The organism is Pseudomonas sp. S3_E10, assembly GCF_054667615.1.
Window position 1 is genome coordinate 5,450,845 of record NZ_CP162743.1, and the last position, 16,530, is coordinate 5,467,374.

The 16,530-nt window shown below is 62.4% G+C and carries 11 protein-coding genes; 7 read left to right on the plus strand and 4 right to left on the minus strand.

Features of this window, described 5'->3' with window-relative positions:
* The first annotated feature begins 225 nt into the window (after positions 1 to 225).
* The 6 genes from AB4N98_RS25090 to AB4N98_RS25115 all read left to right on the plus strand — a co-directional run bounded on the left by AB4N98_RS25090 (position 226) and on the right by AB4N98_RS25115 (position 12,287).
* Positions 226 to 1,524 (plus strand): MdtA/MuxA family multidrug efflux RND transporter periplasmic adaptor subunit, encoded by a 1,299-nt coding sequence (locus AB4N98_RS25090; RefSeq protein WP_065878934.1) that lies wholly within the window; start codon positions 226 to 228, stop codon positions 1,522 to 1,524.
* Positions 1,521 to 4,622, plus strand: coding sequence for an MdtB/MuxB family multidrug efflux RND transporter permease subunit (locus tag AB4N98_RS25095; protein WP_017528479.1), 3,102 nt, complete (start codon positions 1,521 to 1,523; stop codon positions 4,620 to 4,622). Before AB4N98_RS25090 ends, AB4N98_RS25095 begins: the two co-directional genes overlap by 4 nt.
* Positions 4,619 to 7,726 carry an efflux RND transporter permease subunit gene (locus AB4N98_RS25100; RefSeq protein WP_017528478.1) on the plus strand — a complete coding sequence of 1,036 codons (3,108 nt, stop codon included), beginning with the start codon at positions 4,619 to 4,621 and terminating at the stop codon, positions 7,724 to 7,726. Before AB4N98_RS25095 ends, AB4N98_RS25100 begins: the two co-directional genes overlap by 4 nt.
* The gene (locus AB4N98_RS25105) at positions 7,723 to 9,195 is read left to right on the plus strand and encodes an efflux transporter outer membrane subunit (RefSeq protein WP_460148969.1); all 1,473 of its coding nucleotides are present in this window, start codon (positions 7,723 to 7,725) and stop codon (positions 9,193 to 9,195) included. Before AB4N98_RS25100 ends, AB4N98_RS25105 begins: the two co-directional genes overlap by 4 nt.
* 192 nt (positions 9,196 to 9,387) lie before the next feature.
* Entirely contained in the window at positions 9,388 to 11,484 is a 2,097-nt protein-coding gene (locus AB4N98_RS25110; RefSeq protein WP_017528476.1) for a putative bifunctional diguanylate cyclase/phosphodiesterase, read from the plus strand.
* Positions 11,485 to 11,540: 56 nt separating this feature from the next.
* A complete protein-coding gene (locus AB4N98_RS25115) occupies positions 11,541 to 12,287 on the plus strand; it encodes an SDR family oxidoreductase (RefSeq protein ID WP_065878936.1) in 747 nt (248 codons plus the stop codon).
* A gap of 60 nt (positions 12,288 to 12,347) precedes the next feature.
* Here AB4N98_RS25115 and mapR read toward each other — a convergent pair whose 3' ends face one another.
* The 3 genes from mapR to AB4N98_RS25130 form a co-directional block, all read right to left on the minus strand.
* Positions 12,348 to 13,757: a GntR family transcriptional regulator MpaR gene (gene mapR, locus AB4N98_RS25120; RefSeq protein ID WP_017528474.1), complete on the minus strand. Its 1,410-nt coding sequence runs from the start codon at positions 13,755 to 13,757 to the stop codon at positions 12,348 to 12,350.
* A gap of 157 nt (positions 13,758 to 13,914) precedes the next feature.
* The gene (gene ccoG / locus AB4N98_RS25125) at positions 13,915 to 15,324 is read right to left on the minus strand and encodes a cytochrome c oxidase accessory protein CcoG (protein ID WP_068936585.1); all 1,410 of its coding nucleotides are present in this window, start codon (positions 15,322 to 15,324) and stop codon (positions 13,915 to 13,917) included.
* Between the two features lie 184 nt (positions 15,325 to 15,508).
* Positions 15,509 to 15,748, minus strand: coding sequence for a DUF3203 family protein (locus tag AB4N98_RS25130; protein ID WP_017528473.1), 240 nt, complete (start codon positions 15,746 to 15,748; stop codon positions 15,509 to 15,511).
* A gap of 121 nt (positions 15,749 to 15,869) precedes the next feature.
* On the opposite strand from AB4N98_RS25130, the gene AB4N98_RS25135 reads away from it, so the two are divergent.
* Positions 15,870 to 16,364 (plus strand): MgtC/SapB family protein, encoded by a 495-nt coding sequence (locus AB4N98_RS25135; protein WP_017528472.1) that lies wholly within the window; start codon positions 15,870 to 15,872, stop codon positions 16,362 to 16,364.
* Here the strand turns inward: AB4N98_RS25135 and AB4N98_RS25140 are convergent.
* On the minus strand, positions 16,342 to 16,518 hold the full coding sequence (locus tag AB4N98_RS25140; RefSeq protein ID WP_177412870.1) for a hypothetical protein: 177 nt from the start codon (positions 16,516 to 16,518) through the stop codon (positions 16,342 to 16,344). The two genes, AB4N98_RS25135 and AB4N98_RS25140, sit on opposite strands and share 23 nt — an antisense overlap.
* Positions 16,519 to 16,530 lie beyond the last annotated feature (12 nt).

Genomic DNA, 16,530 nt, shown 5'->3' on the forward strand with positions numbered 1-16,530 from the left:
GGCGCATTACTGTCGTTTTGCAGTAACACGCGTGATACATGATTGCGGCCTGGCCTAGTCCAGGCCGTTTTCATTTACAGCTCAAATGCTTAGCGAAATAGCCGGTGGACTAAGCCGCCGCGGTTAAAAGTTGTAAGCCCAAGGTAAATAGCCGGTAAAGGCGCTTTTCTTAATGCGCTCCAGTGCTTATCTTTCAGCCTCCCCAAGTAGAAGCTTTCGCGCCCAATGGTTGATCACTCCATGCAATCCTCCCCCCGCAACTCCCGTCGCTGGCTGTTCGGCCTGCTTGTGCTGCTGGTTATCGCCGGCCTGTGCTGGAAATTCTGGCCAAGCGGCGCGGCCCACAAAGACGCACCGGCCGGCCATGCCAGCAAGACCGGCATGGCGCGCCCAGGGTTTGGCGGCTCGACCGGCCCGGTGCCCGTGCGCGTAGCCCCTGCGGTACTCGGCGAGTTTGCGGTGTACTACAAGGCGTTGGGGACGGTCACTGCACTGAACACCATCAATGTGCGCAGCCGGGTGGGCGGCGAGCTGGTGAAGATCGCCTTTGAAGAAGGGCAGATGGTCAAGGCCGGCGACCTGTTGGCGGAGATCGACCCGCGCAGCTACCAGAACGCCTTGCTCCAGGCCCAGGGCACCTTGTTGCAGAACCAGGCCCAGCTGAAAAACGCCCAGGTCGACGTCGAGCGCTATCGTGGCCTCTACGCCCAGGACAGCATCGCCAAGCAAACCCTGGACACCGCCGAAGCACTGGTTTTGCAATACCAGGGCACGGTCAAGACCAACCAGGGCGCCGTGGACGACGCCAAGCTCAACCTTGAATTCACCAGGATCCGCGCGCCCATCAGCGGCCGCGTAGGCCTGCGTCAGGTCGACGTGGGCAACCTGGTGGCGGCCAACGACACCACCTTCCTTGCCGTTATCACCCAGACCCAACCCATCAGCGTGGCCTTTACCCTGCCGGAAAACACCCTGGACACCGTGCTTGCCCGTTATCGGGCCGGCAACAAGTTGCCCGTCGAAGCCTGGGACCGTGGCGACGTGAAGAAACAGGCGGTTGGCGTATTGCAAAGCCTCGACAACCAGATCGACGTCACCACCGGCACCCTGAAATTCAAGGCACGCTTCGATAACAAGGATCAGGCGCTGTTCCCCAACCAGTTCGTCAACGTGCATCTGCTGGCCGACACCCTGCACAACGTGGTGCTGGTGCCGTCCGCCGCGATCCAGTTCGGCAACGCCGGCACCTTTGTCTACAAACTCGACGGTGACAAGAAGGTCAAGGTCCAGCCCCTGGTCGTCGGCGACACCGATGGCGACAACACCGTGATCAAGGAAGGCCTGGTCGCCGGCGACCGCGTCGTACTCGAAGGTACCGACCGCCTCAAAGACGGCAGTGAAATCGAAGTGGTCAACGACAGCAGCGAAGTCCCGACTACCCCGACCGAACACTTGCAAGGCAAGCCCGCCGCTAAAGGGGAGACCGGCGCCAGCGCCGGCAAGGCGCAAAAGGTCGGTTCATGAACCTGTCGCGGCTGTTTATTCTTCGTCCGGTCGCCACCACGCTGAGCATGCTGGCCATCGTGCTGGCCGGGATCATCGCGTACCGCCTGTTGCCGGTGTCGGCCTTGCCCCAGGTGGATTACCCGACCATCCGGGTGATGACCCTGTACCCCGGCGCCAGCCCCGACGTAATGACCAGCGCGGTCACCGCACCTCTTGAGCGCCAGTTCGGGCAAATGCCCGGCCTCACCCAGATGGCGTCCACCAGCTCCGGCGGGGCGTCGGTGTTGACCCTGCGGTTCAACCTCGACATCAACATGGATGTCGCCGAGCAACAGGTGCAGGCCGCGATCAACGCCGCCACCAACCTGTTGCCCAAGGATTTGCCGGCGCCGCCGGTGTACAACAAGGTCAACCCCGCGGATACCCCGGTGCTGACCCTGGCCATCACCTCCAAGACCATGCTGCTGCCCAAGCTCAATGACTTGGTGGACACGCGCATGGCGCAAAAAATTGCCCAGATCAGCGGGGTCGGCATGGTCAGCATCGCCGGTGGCCAGCGCCAGGCCGTGCGTATCAAGGTCAACCCCGAGGCCCTGGCGGCCAACGGCTTGAACCTGTCGGATGTGCGCACCCTGATCGCCGCCTCCAACGTCAACCAGCCCAAGGGCAACTTCGACGGCCCCACCCGGGTGTCGATGCTCGATGCCAACGACCAGTTGGTCTCGCCCCAGCAATATGCCGAACTGATCCTCGCCTACAACAACGGCGCGCCTTTGCGCCTCAAGGATGTCGCGCAAATCGTCGACGGCGCCGAAAACGAACGCCTTGCCGCCTGGGCCAACGAAAACCAGGCCGTGCTGCTCAATATCCAGCGCCAGCCGGGCGCCAACGTGATCGAGGTGGTGGACCGCATCAAGGCGCTGCTGCCGAGCATCACCGACAACCTGCCGGCCGGCCTCGATGTCACCGTGCTGACCGACCGTACCCAGACCATCCGCGCCTCGGTGAAAGACGTGCAGCACGAATTGCTGATCGCCATTGCCCTGGTGGTGATGGTCACTTTCCTGTTCCTGCGCCGGGTCAGCGCCACGATCATTCCGTCGATTGCCGTGCCGCTGTCGCTGGTGGGCACCTTTGGCGTGATGTACCTGGCCGGGTTTTCCATCAACAACCTGACGTTGATGGCCTTGACCATCGCCACCGGCTTCGTGGTGGACGATGCCATCGTGATGCTGGAGAACATCTCCCGCTATATCGAAGAAGGCGAGACGCCGCTGGCCGCTGCCCTCAAGGGCGCCAAGCAGATCGGCTTTACCCTGGTTTCCCTGACCCTGTCGCTGATCGCGGTATTGATCCCGCTGCTGTTCATGGCTGATGTGGTGGGGCGTCTGTTCCGCGAGTTCGCCATCACCCTGGCGGTGGCGATCCTGATTTCCCTGGTGGTATCCCTGACGCTGACGCCGATGATGTGCGCGCGGTTGCTCAAGCGTGAACCCAAGGAAGAACAACAAAGCCGCTTTTACAAGGCCAGCGGCGCCTGGATCGACTGGATGATCGAAGCCTATGGGCGCAAGTTGCAGTGGGTGCTCAAGCATCAGCCGCTGACCCTGCTGGTGGCCATCGCCACCCTGGGCCTTACGGTGGTGTTGTACCTGGTGGTGCCCAAGGGGTTTTTCCCGGTGCAGGACACCGGGGTGATCCAGGGCATTTCCGAAGCGCCGCAGTCGATTTCGTTTGCCGCCATGAGCCAGCGCCAGCAGGAACTGGCCACAATCATCCTGGCCGACCCGGCGGTGGAGAGCCTGTCGTCCTACATCGGCGTGGACGGCGACAACGCCACCCTCAACAGTGGCCGCTTGCTGATCAACCTCAAGCCCCACGGCCAGCGCGACTTGAGCGCGGCCCAGGTGATTACCCGCTTGCAGCCGCAAATCGACAGGCTGGTGGGTATCCGCCTGTTCATGCAGCCGGTGCAGGACCTGACCATCGAAGACCGCGTGAGCCGCACCCAGTACCAGTTCAGCATGTCGTCACCGGACGCCGAGCTGCTGGCGCTGTGGAGCGAAAAGCTGGTGCACACCCTGAGCCAGGTGCCGGAGCTTACCGACGTCGCCAGCGACTTGCAGGACAAGGGCCTGCAGGTGTACCTGGTGATCGACCGCGATGCGGCCTCGCGCCTGGGCGTCAGCGTGTCGACCATCACCGATGCGCTGTACGACGCGTTCGGCCAGCGCCAGATCTCGACGATCTACACCCAGGCCAGCCAATACCGCGTGGTGTTGCAGGCCCAGTCCGGCGAAACCCTTGGGCCCCAGGCCCTGAACCAGATCCATGTGAAAACCACCGATGGCGGCCAGGTGCGCCTGTCGAGTCTGGCCCGTGTCGAGCAACGCCAGGCGCAGTTGGCCGTCGCGCATATCGGCCAGTTCCCGGCGGTGATGATGTCGTTCAACCTGGCCCCCGGCGTGGCGCTGGGCAAAGGCGTGGAACTGATCAACCAGGCGCAGAAAGACATCGGCATGCCGCTGGGCGTGCAGACCCAGTTCCAGGGCGCGGCCCAAGCGTTCGAAGCCTCGCTGTCGAGTACCTTGCTGTTGATCCTGGCGGCGGTGGTCACCATGTATATCGTGCTGGGTGTGCTGTACGAGAGCTATATCCACCCGATCACCATTCTGTCGACATTGCCGTCGGCGGCGGTGGGCGCCCTGCTGGCGTTGCTGCTCAGCGGCAATGACCTGGGCATGATCGCGATCATCGGCATCATCCTGCTGATCGGCATCGTGAAAAAGAACGCGATCATGATGATCGACTTCGCCCTGGACGCCGAACGCAACCAGGGCCTCGACCCGCAGACCGCGATCTACCAGGCGGCGTTGCTGCGTTTCCGGCCGATCCTCATGACCACCCTGGCGGCCTTGTTCGGCGCGGTGCCGTTGATGCTGGCCACCGGCTCCGGCGCGGAATTGCGTCAGCCCCTGGGCCTGGTAATGGTCGGTGGCCTGCTGGTGAGCCAGGTGTTGACCCTGTTCACCACCCCGGTGATCTACCTGTACTTCGATCGCCTTGGCCGCCGCTGGCGCAAAGAGCCGCAACGCCTGGAGCCGCTTGAGTCATGAACCTGTCCGGACCTTTCATTCGCCGGCCGGTCGCCACGCTGCTGTTGAGTCTGGCGATCATGTTGCTGGGCGGGGTCAGCTTCAACCTGCTGCCGGTGTCGCCATTGCCGCAGATCGACTTCCCGGTGATCGTGGTCTCGGCGAATTTACCGGGAGCGAGCCCTGAGGTAATGGCCTCGACGGTGGCCACGCCGCTGGAGCGTTCCTTCGGCTCGATTGCCGGCATCACCACCATGAGCAGTTCGTCGAGCCAGGGCTCCACCCGAGTGATCCTGGCGTTCGACGCCGACCGTGATATCAACGGCGCGGCGCGGGAAGTACAAGCGGCCATCAACGCTTCGCGCAGCCTGTTGCCCAGCGGCATGCGCAGCATGCCCACCTACAAGAAGATCAACCCGTCCCAGGCGCCGATCATGGTGCTGTCGCTGACCTCGGACGTGTTGCCAAAGGGCCAGCTCTACGACCTGGCCTCCACCATCCTTTCGCAAAGCCTGTCCCAGGTGCCTGGTGTCGGCGAGGTGCAGATCGGCGGCAGCTCGCTGCCGGCGGTGCGTATCGAGCTGCAACCCAAGGCCCTCGACCAGTACGGCGTGGCCCTGGACGATGTGCGCAACACCATCGCCAATGCCAACCAGCGCCGGCCCAAGGGCTCGCTGGAAGACGGCGAGCGCAACTGGCAGATCCAGGCCAACGACCAGCTGGAAAAAGCCAAGGACTACGAGCCGTTGCTGATTCGCTACCAGAATGGCGCGGCCCTGCGCCTGTCGGATGTGGCGAAGATCAGCGATGGTGTCGAAGACCGCTACAACAGCGGTTTTTTCAACAACGATTCGGCGGTCCTGTTGGTGATCAACCGCCAGTCCGGCGCCAACATCATCGAGACCGTCCGGCAGATCAAGGCCCAGCTGCCGGCGTTGCAGGCGGTGTTGCCGTCCAGCGTCAAGCTGAGCCTGGCCATGGACCGTTCGCCCGTGATCACCGCGACCTTGCATGAAGCCGAGATGACGCTGTTGATCGCGGTAGGGTTGGTGGTCCTGGTGGTCTACCTGTTCCTCGGCAACTTTCGCGCCTCGTTGATTCCCACCCTGGCGGTGCCAGTGTCACTGGTGGGCACGTTTGCCGTGATGTACCTGTACGGGTTTTCGTTGAACAACTTCTCGCTGATGGCGCTGATCCTGGCCACCGGCCTGGTGGTGGATGATGCCATTGTGGTGCTGGAGAACATTTCCCGGCACATCGACGAGGGCGTGCCGCCGATGAAGGCCGCGTACCTGGGGGCGCAGGAAGTCGGCTTCACCTTGTTGTCGATGAACGTGTCGCTGGTGGCGGTGTTCCTGTCCATCCTGTTCATGGGCGGCATCGTCACCAGCCTGTTCCGCGAATTTTCCATCACCTTGTCGGCCGCGATCATTGTGTCGTTGATCGTCTCGCTGACCTTGACGCCGATGCTCTGCGCCCGTTGGCTCAAGCCCCATGTCAAAGGGCGCATGACCGGTTTGCAGCGCTGGAGCCAGAAGATCAACGACCGCATGGTCGCGGGCTACGCCACCAGCCTGGACTGGGTACTGCGCCATAAGCGCCTGACCTTGCTCAGCCTGTTGCTGACCATCGGCATGAACGTGGCGTTGTACGTGGTGGTGCCCAAGACCTTTATGCCCCAGCAGGACACCGGCCAGTTGATCGGCTTTGTGCGCGGTGACGATGGCCTGTCGTTCAGCGTGATGCAGCCGAAGATGGAGACGTTTCGCAAGGCTGTGCTCAAGGACCCCGCGGTGCTCAGCGTGGCCGGTTTTATCGGCGGCAACAACGGCACCAACAATGCGGTGATGCTGGTACGCCTCAAACCCATCAGTGAACGCAAGGTCTCGGCCCAGGCGGTGATCGAGCGGCTGCGCAAGGACGTGCCACTGGTGCCGGGCGGGCGCCTGTTCCTGATGGCCGACCAGGACCTGCAATTTGGTGGCGGCCGAGACCAGACCAGCGCGCAATATTCCTACATCCTGCAAAGCGGTGACTTGGCCGCGCTGCGCCTGTGGTACCCCAAGGTGGTGGCTGCCCTGCGCGAGCTGCCGGAACTCACCGCCATCGACGCCCGCGAAGGTCACGGTGCGGCCCAGGTGACCTTGATTGTCGACCGCGACCAGGCCAAGCGCCTGGGCATCGACATGGACATGGTCACGGCGGTGCTCAACAACGCCTACAGCCAGCGGCAGATTTCGACGATCTACGACAGCCTCAATCAGTACCAAGTGGTGATGGAGGTCAACCCCAGGTACGCCCAGGACCCGATCACCCTCAACCAGATGCAGGTCATCACCGCCGATGGCGCGCGGGTGCCGTTGTCGACCATTGCCCACTATGAGAACAGCCTGGCCGATGACCGGGTCAGCCATGAAGGCCAGTTCGCCTCGGAAAACATCGCCTTCGACATGGCGCCGGGCGTAACCGTAGAGCAGGGCACCGCCGCCATCGAGCGGGCAATTGCCAAGGTCGGCTTGCCCGAAGACGTGATCGCCAAGATGGCCGGCACCGCCGATGCCTTCGCCGCCACGCAGAAAGGCCAGCCGTTCATGATCCTCGGCGCGCTGGTGGCGGTGTATCTGGTGTTGGGCATTCTGTATGAGAGCTACATTCACCCGCTGACGATCCTTTCGACCCTGCCTTCGGCCGGTGTCGGCGCCATGCTTGCCATCTACCTGACCGGCGGCGAGTTCAGCCTGATCTCCCTGCTGGGCCTGTTCCTGTTGATCGGCGTGGTAAAGAAGAACGCGATCCTGATGATCGACCTGGCCTTGCAACTGGAACGCAATGACGGCCTCGGCCCCTTGGAGTCGATTCGCAGCGCGTGCCTGCTGCGGTTGCGACCGATCCTGATGACCACCTTGGCGGCCATCCTCGGCGCCTTGCCCTTGCTGCTCGGCGCTGGCGACGGCGCGGAAATGCGTCGCCCCCTCGGCCTGACTATCATTGGTGGCCTGGTGTTCAGCCAGGTCCTGACGCTTTACACCACCCCGGTGGTTTACCTTTATCTCGACCGCGCGCGCCATCGCTTCAACGCCTGGCGCGGTGTGCGTACCGACGCTGCCCTGGACACTGCGCTATGACCGATTCAACCTTTGCTCGATTGGCCATGTCTCGTGGTTCTCGCATGGCGAGCCTGCTGTTCTGCGGCGTGTTACTCAGCGCCTGCGCTGTCGGCCCCGACTACAAGCGCCCCGACGTTGTCGAACCGGCGCAATTCAAGGAGGCCCAGGGGTGGCGCCAGGCCACGCCGAGTGATTCCCTGGCCCGTGGCGCCTGGTGGGAGTTGTACGGCGACCGTCAGCTCAATGACCTGGTGGTGCGCCTGAACAACGCCAACCAAACCGTGGCCCAGGCCGAAGCGCGTTTTCGCCAGGCCCAGGCATTGGTGCGCAGCTCGCGCGGGGCGTTCTACCCCACCGTCGACCCGAGCGCCGGAAAAACCCGCGCCAGCCAGGGCACCGGCAGCAGCAGCGCCAGCTTGAGCAGTTCCAGCAGCGGCATCCGTGACACCCTCAACGCGCAGTTGGGTGTGAGCTGGGAGGCCGATATCTGGGGTAAATTGCGCCGCGGCCTGGAAGCCAACGAGGCCAGCGCCGAAGCCAGCTCGGCGGACCTCGCGGCCATGCGCCTGAGCCAGCAGTCGGAGCTGGTGCAAAGCTACCTGCAATTGCGGGTGATGGACGAGCAGACCCGTCTGTTGCAAGCCACGCTGGACACTTATCAGCGCTCCCTGCAAATGACCGAAAACCAGTACCGTGCCGGTGTCTCCGGCAAGGACGCGGTAGCCCAGGCGCAAACCCAGCTCAAGACCACCCAGGCCAGCCTGATCGACCTGATCTGGCAGCGCGCCCAACTCGAAAACGCCATCGCCGTGCTGATCGGCGAGGCGCCGGCCAACTTCAACCTGGCCGTCAGCAAGGACATTCCGGCGTTGCCGCAGATCCCGGTGAGCCTGCCGTCGCAACTGCTGGAGCGCCGCCCGGACATCGCCTCGGCCGAGCGCTCGGTGATCGCCGCCAACGCCAATATTGGCGTGGCCAAGGCTGCGTATTACCCGGACCTGAGCCTGAGTCTGGCCGGGGGTTATTCCAGCAGCACCTATGCCGATTGGATCAGCCTGCCGAATCGGTTCTGGTCGGTAGGGCCGAAACTGGCGATGACCCTGTTCGACGGCGGCCAGCGGTCGGCGGAGGTCGACCGCACCGTTGCCAGCTATGACGAGACAGTGGCCAAGTATCGCCAGACCGTGCTGGATGGCTTTCGCGAAGTGGAAAACTACATGGTGCAGCTCAAGGTGCTGGAAGACGAGGCGGTGGTCAGCAACCAAGCGCTGGAAGCGGCGCGTGAATCGCTGCGCTTGACCCAGAACCAGTACAAGGCCGGGTTGATCGCCTACCTGGATGTGGTGACCGTGCAGGCGACCGCGCTGAGTAATGAACGCACCGTATTGACCTTGCTGCAGTCGCGGTTGGTGGCCAGCGTGCAACTGATCGCCGCATTGGGCGGCGGCTGGGACGGGCAAACCCAGGTCAGCGCCAAAGAAGATTAGCGGGGGCGGACAGCGACTCCCTTGACCCTGTCCAGCCGCCTGCACGCGGCTTTTGAAGCCAGTGGATTGACGTCAAGACACCGGTGATGGCCCTCTGATAATTAATCAACTGTCGAAGAATTATTCTCGCTACAATCCGCGGCTTTTCCACTTGGCACGGGTGTTTTCAAGCCCGTTGCCCGCGAGAGTCCCATGCTTATCGGCAGCTATTCAACCTCCCTCGTCGTGATCTCCCTGTTCGTCGCGATCCTGGCGTCCTATACCGCGCTGGACCTCGCCGGGCGCATCGCGACCGCCACGGGCCGTGCCGTTTACCTGTGGATGGCCGGCGGCGCGTTGGCGATGGGGGTTGGCGTGTGGTCCATGCATTTCATCGGCATGTTGGCGCTGCGCCTGCCGTTTGCCCTGGGCTTTGACATGGGGATAACCGCGCTGTCGTTGTTGATCGCGGTGATTTCCTGCGGCTTTGCACTCTGGCTGGTCAGCCAGCCACGCTTGCCGGCCTGGCAGTTGGCACTTGGCGCCTTGATCATGGGCACCGGCATCGCCAGCATGCACTACACCGGCATGGCCGCGATGCGCATGACGCCGGGCATCGACTACGACCCCACCTTGTTTGGCGCCTCGTTGCTAATCGCGGTGGTGGCGTCGGGTGCCGCGTTGTTGATCGCGTTCAACCTGCGCCGCAACACGCCCTATGTGCGCCTGGCGCGCGGCGGGGCGGCGGTGGTGATGGGGTTTGCCATCGTCGGCATGCATTACACCGGTATGGCGGCGGCACGCTTTGCCGATGAAAGCTATTGCGCCGCCGCGCTGGATGGCTTGACCGGCAAGGGCCTGGATAACCTGGTGCTGGTGACGACCCTGGCGGTGCTCGCCATTGCCTTGTTGACATCGCTGCTCGACGCACGCCTGGAGGCCCGCACCGCAGTGCTCGCCGACTCCCTGAGCCAAGCCAACCAGGAACTGACCCACTTGGCGCTGCACGACATGCTCACCGGCCTGCCCAACCGCACCTTGCTCGCCGACCGAATTCAACAGGCCATACAGGCGGTCAAGGAGCAGGGCGGTTGCTTTGCGCTGATGTTCATCGACCTGGACGGCTTCAAACCGGTCAACGATGCCTTTGGTCACCATTTGGGCGACCAGTTGCTGCGCGAAGTCGGCCTGCGCCTGCGCGAAGACCTGCGCAGCCACGACACACTGGCCCGTATCGGCGGTGATGAGTTTGTGCTGCTGGTGCAACTCACGCAGCCGGACGATGCCCTGGGTCTTGCCGAGCGTCAGGTGGTGTTGATCAACCGGGTGTTCCAGGTGGCTGAGCATGAGTTGAAAATCTCCGCGAGCGTCGGCATCGCGATGTTCCCGGGCAACGGTAATAGCCCGCAGGAACTGCTGATGAACGCCGACGCCGCGATGTACCACGCCAAGGGCATGGGCAAAAACGGCTACAGCTTCTTCGATGTCTCGATGAACACTAACGCGCGCAAGCAATTGCAGTTGTTGCAGGACCTGCGCACGGCGGTTGAGCAGCAACAGTTTCGCCTGTACTACCAACCCAAGTTCGACGCAGTCAGCGGTCTCCCGGTGGGGGCCGAAGCGTTGCTGCGTTGGGAGCACCCGCTGCAAGGCCTGTTGTTGCCAGCGGTATTTATCGAGCTGGCGGAAAAGACCGGTTTGATCATTCCCATCGGTGAATGGGTGCTCAATGAAGCCTGTCGCCAAATGAGCCTGTGGTACGCCCAGGGCTATGAAAACTGGCGCATCGCCGTGAACTTGTCGGCGCTGCAGTTTTGTCACGCCGAGCTGGTCAACAGCGTGGCCACGGCCTTGGGTCGCCACCGGTTACCGGCCAACAACCTGACGCTGGAGATCACCGAGACCACCGCCATGAGCGATGCCGATGCAAGCATGATGGTGTTGCAACAGCTCTCGGACATGGGCGTCGACCTGTCCATCGATGATTTCGGCACCGGTTATTCCAGCCTGATGTACCTCAAGCGCCTGCCGGCCAATGAACTGAAGATCGACCGTGGTTTTGTGCGTGACCTGGAGCACGACAGCGACGACGCGGCAATCGTCTCGGCCATCGTCGCCCTCGGCCAGGCCCTTGGGCTACGCATTGTTGCCGAGGGGGTGGAAACCGATATGCAGCAGCGTTTCCTTACGCGCCTGGGGTGTAACTCGCTGCAAGGTTACCTGTTGGGCCACCCGTTGCCGGCCGAAGGCTTCATGGCGGATATTCGGCGCGCCGAAGCGACGCAGGAGCCTGACAAACGCGATACATGACGGGTATTCTTGGATCCGATCCTATACACATCAGGTTGAATCAGGAGATCGCACGCATGGACAAAGTCGTCATCATCACCGGGGGCAGTCGGGGGATTGGCGCCGAGACGGCGTTACTGGCCGCTCGCCAAGGCTATCGCATCTGTATCAACTTCCAATCGGACGAAGACGCCGCCCATCGTGTGCTCGAACAGGTTCGTGCGCTTGGCGCCCAGGCGATTGCCGTGCGCGCCGATGTGAGCATCGAGGATGAAGTGATTGCGTTGTTCCATCGTGTCGACGCCGAATTGGGCCGCGTCACGGCACTGGTCAACAATGCCGGCACCGTGGGCCACAAATCGCGGGTCGATGAGATGTCTGAATTCCGCATCCTTAAAATCATGAAGACCAACGTGCTGGGGCCGATCCTGTGTGCCAAGCACGCGGTACTGCGCATGTCGCCCAGGCATGGCGGGCAGGGCGGTAGCATTGTCAACGTGTCTTCGGTGGCGGCGCGCCTCGGTTCGCCGGGTGAATACGTCGACTATGCGGCCTCCAAGGGCGCACTCGATACCTTCACCATCGGTTTGTCCAAGGAAGTCGCGGGCGAGGGCATTCGCGTGAATGCGGTGCGCCCCGGCTATATCTTTACCGACTTCCATGCCCTGAGCGGTGACCCCGACCGCGTCAGCAAACTGGAGTCCGGTATCCCCATGGCCCGTGGCGGGCGACCGGATGAAGTGGCGGAGGCGATTATCTGGTTGTTGTCGGACAAGGCTTCTTATGCCACCGGTACTTTTCTGGACCTGGGCGGCGGCCGTTGAGTCGATAGCCAACGCTGTGCAAGGGCATGCCGCCTGGCTTTTGCCCTGCACCGGTGGCCATTAGAACGAACGCACAATCCGTCCCAGCGTCTCCATCGCCTTCTCCGACGCCTCGGTCCATGGGCTGCCATAGTTCAAACGAATGCAATTGCGAAAGCGCCGGGTCGCCGAAAAGATCGGGCCCGGCGCAATGCTGATGCCTTGGGCCAGGGCCATCTGGAATAACTTCAGCGAGTCGGTCTGTTCCGGCAATTCCAACCATAGGAAATAGCCGCCGGCCGGTTGGCTGACGCGGGTCTGCGCCGGGAAGTACCGGGCGATGGCGGCGAGCATGGCGCTTTGTTGTTCTTCCAGGGCATAGCGCAGTTTGCGCAAGTGCCGGTCATAGCCGCCATGTTGCAGGTAGTCGGCGATCGCGGCCTGGGCCGGCATCGAGGGGCATAACGAGGTCATCAACTTCAGGCGCTCGACCTTTTGCGCGTAACGCCCGGCCGCCACCCAGCCGACGCGATAACCCGGCGCGAGGCTCTTGGCAAACGAGCCGCAGTGCATCACCAGGCCCTCGGTATCAAAGGCCTTGGCCGGCTTGGGTGCCTGTTGCCCGTAATACAGCTCGGCGTACACATCGTCCTCGATCAGCGGTACCTGATGGCTGCGCAGCAGTTCCACCAATGCCTGTTTCTTGGCTTCCGGCAAGGTGGCGCCCATGGGGTTCTGGAAACTGGTCATGGTCCAGCAGGCCTTGATCGGGTAGCGTTCCAGGGTTTGTGCCAAGGCGTTAAGGTCGATGCCGTCGCGCGGGTGCACGGGGATCTCCACCGCCTTGAGCTTCAAGCGTTCCAGTACTTGCAGGCAGGCGTAGAACGCCGGGGCTTCGATGGCCACCAGGTCGCCGGGTTCGGTGACGGCTTGCAGGCACAGGTTCAGCGCTTCCAGGGCACCGTTGGTGATCAGCAGTTCTTCCATCGGCAGCATCAGGCCACCGACCATATAGCGCAGGGCAATTTGCCGACGCAGCTGCGGGTTGCCGGGCGACATGTCGGTGACCACCAGCCGTGGGTCCATTTCACGGCTCGCGCTGGCCAGGGAGCGGGCCAGGCGTGGCAGCGGGAACAGCATAGGGCTGGGAAACGCCGAGCCGAACGGCACGGTGTTGGGGTCTTTGATCGAGTCGAGTACCGAGAACACCAACTCGCTCACATCCACCTCGGTGGACTCATGCACCTGCTCGCTCACCACCGGCTCGGAAAACGGGCTTGGCGCATGGGTGTTGACGAAGTAGCCGGAACGCGGCCGCGCACGGATCAGGCCTCGGCGCTCCAGCAGGTAATACGCCTGGAACACCGTGGACGGGCTGACGCCGTAGGTCTGGCTGGCATAACGCACCGACGGCACGCGCTGGCCGGGCCCGAGGACGCCGGAGCGGATCAGTTCTGCGATGTCGTCGGCGAATTTTTCGTAGCGTTTCATGAGTGGCCTTGAACAGATTTTTCAGTCGGTACACAGGGTAAAGTGTGGGAGTGGGCTTGCTCCCGATAGGGTGTAACCGTCAGCAGAATCGGTGCTGACCCACCGCTATCGGGAGCAAGCCCCCTCCCATATGAGTCTGCCTTTCTCCAGATAAATTTCAGCGGTTCAGCGGTGCGACAAACCGGCTTTCGGCTGCCGTATGGATCCACGGTTCATCCACATCCGTCACCTTGAACCGCAGAGTCTGCGAACTGCTCGCCGGTGTATCCGCCAGCAACGCCACCGACACCGGCACATCCACAATTTCCCCCGGCGCCAGGCTGATCCGGGTGTTGCCTTGCAGTTGGAACCCCTCGGCCTCCACCAGCGCCAAGCGGTAGTCCTGGCGTTGTTGGGTCTTGTTGATGACCTTGAGGCTGTAGATGTTCTCGATCAGGCCCTGGGCGTTCTCCCGGAACAGACCCCGGTCCTTGGTCACGTCCAGCGACACCATCGGCCGCTCCACCAACGCCACGACCAGCGCGGCAATCATCACCAGCAGCACGGCACTGTAGCCGATCAGGCGCGGTCGCAGCAGTTGGGTCTTGCCCCCTTGCAACTGATGCTCGCTGGTATAGCTCACCAGGCCGCGGGCGTAGCCCATTTTGTCCATGATCGAATCACAGGCATCGATGCACGCCGCGCAACCGATGCATTCCATTTGCAGGCCGTCGCGGATGTCGATGCCGGTGGGGCACACCTGTACGCACAATTGGCAGTCGATGCAATCACCCAGGCCGACCTCGGACGGCATCACTTCACGTTTGCGCGGGCCACGGCGCTCGCCTCGGGCGCTGTCGTAGGAGATGGTGAGGGTGTCTTTATCGAACATCACGCTCTGGAACCGCGCATACGGGCACATGTGCATGCACACCGCTTCACGCAGCCAGCCGGCATTGATGTAGGTGGCCGCGGTAAAAAACAGCACCCAAAACAAGCTGACGCCGCCCAACTGCCAGGTCAGCAATTCGCCCGCCAGCGGGCGAATCGGTGTGAAGTAGCCGACGAACGTCAGCCCGGTCAGCACGCTGATGCCCAGCCATAAGATGTGTTTGGCCGAGCGCCGCGCCAGCTTGTTCAGGCTCCAGGGCGCGGCGTGCAGTTTGATGCGTTGGTTGCGTTCGCCTTCGGTGACTTTCTCGCACCACATGAACAGCCAGGTGAACGAGCTTTGCGGGCAGGTGTAGCCGCACCAGACACGGCCGGCAAACACCGTGATCGCAAACAGGCCGAACGCGCAGATGATCAGCAGCGCCGACAGCAGGATGAAATCCTGGGGCCAGAACGTGGCCCCAAAAATGTGGAATTTACTCTCGGCCAAGTCCCACAGCACGGCCTGGCGTCCCCCCCAGTTCAGCCACACGGTGCCGAAAAACGCCAGGAACAGCAGGCCCGCACCCGCCACGCGCAAGGTGCGGAACAGGCCGGTGAAGCTGCGGGTATGGATCAAGTTGTCGCCGGGTTTGGCCTTCACCTTCTTTGGGTGCAGGGGCTCAAAGGTTTCCACGGTTGGGATTCGTTCGCTCATGGTCGTTCGCTCATCAGCCTCCATCAGGCCAATCAACTATGAGCGCCGGTCTGTTTGCAGAACAGACTCAGGTATGGCGATTAAAAGCGGATCAGATGCGCCGGTGGGCACCCTCTGTGACAACTTGCTGCACCCCAGGCCGCCTGCGGTACAGCAATAGTGAACATAGGCTGATACAGGTCAGCTAAATCGCCGAACCAGGCTCGGTGGCTTTCTTATGCCGGCGCCCATCGGTGGCACCGGCCACTGTCAGGGCATCGGCTTGCTGCTCAGTGATGTAAACCTTGTCACCGTTCACGTCGACATAGGACATGGCCTTGGCGATGTCCGTATTCACCGTCACCGCGGTCGCCGGCAGGCGCTGTTCCTGGCCGTCGTCGTTGACCGTGAAATAGCACGTTTGATTTTCGATACGTACGGGCATGGTGATCTCCTTTTCATGGGGTGGTGATGCTTAGGCCCCCGCCCAGGGCCGGGTGTTCCAGGCAACTGACTGGCGGTCGCGGTTGTCCATGCTTTACCAACAATGACAAAGGACGATGCTGATGGACGCTTGGTGGCATGAAGTGTGGCTGACGCTGCAGGCCGAATTTGCCGACCTTGGCGACGCCCGGCAGCTCACGCAAATCACCGTACGCTTGCTGATCGCCGCCTTGCTGGGTGGCATTCTTGGCTTTGAACGCGAGCACAAGGGCAAGGCCGCCGGCGTGCGCACCCATATGCTGGTGGCAATGGGCGCCGCATTGTTTGTGATGGTGCCGCAGATGTCGGGCAACCAGGCGGATGCCATGAGCCGAGTCGTACAGGGGGTGATTGCCGGGATCGGCTTTCTGGGCGCCGGCACCATTCTTAAAGGCAAGGAAGATGAAGAAGGTCAACACGTAAAGGGGCTGACCACTGCCGCCGGCTTATGGATGACCGCCGCCATTGGTGTGGCGGCGGGGTTGGGCCGTGAATCGACGGCGGTGCTCAGCACCTTGTTGGCGCTTGCGGTGTTCAGCGTGATGCCGATGATCGTCAAGCGGCTGGACAAGGACTGACGATCACTGGCGGCATGGTCGTCGGCGGCTCTTGCACCGGTGGCGGCGGGTTTTCCGGAGGTTCTTTCTCGGGGATCGGCTCGGGTTCGGTGGGCGGCAGTGTCGGGTTATCGATATTCGGGTCAGGCGTCTCAGCCGGGATCGGGATATTCATCGGTGTGGCCTC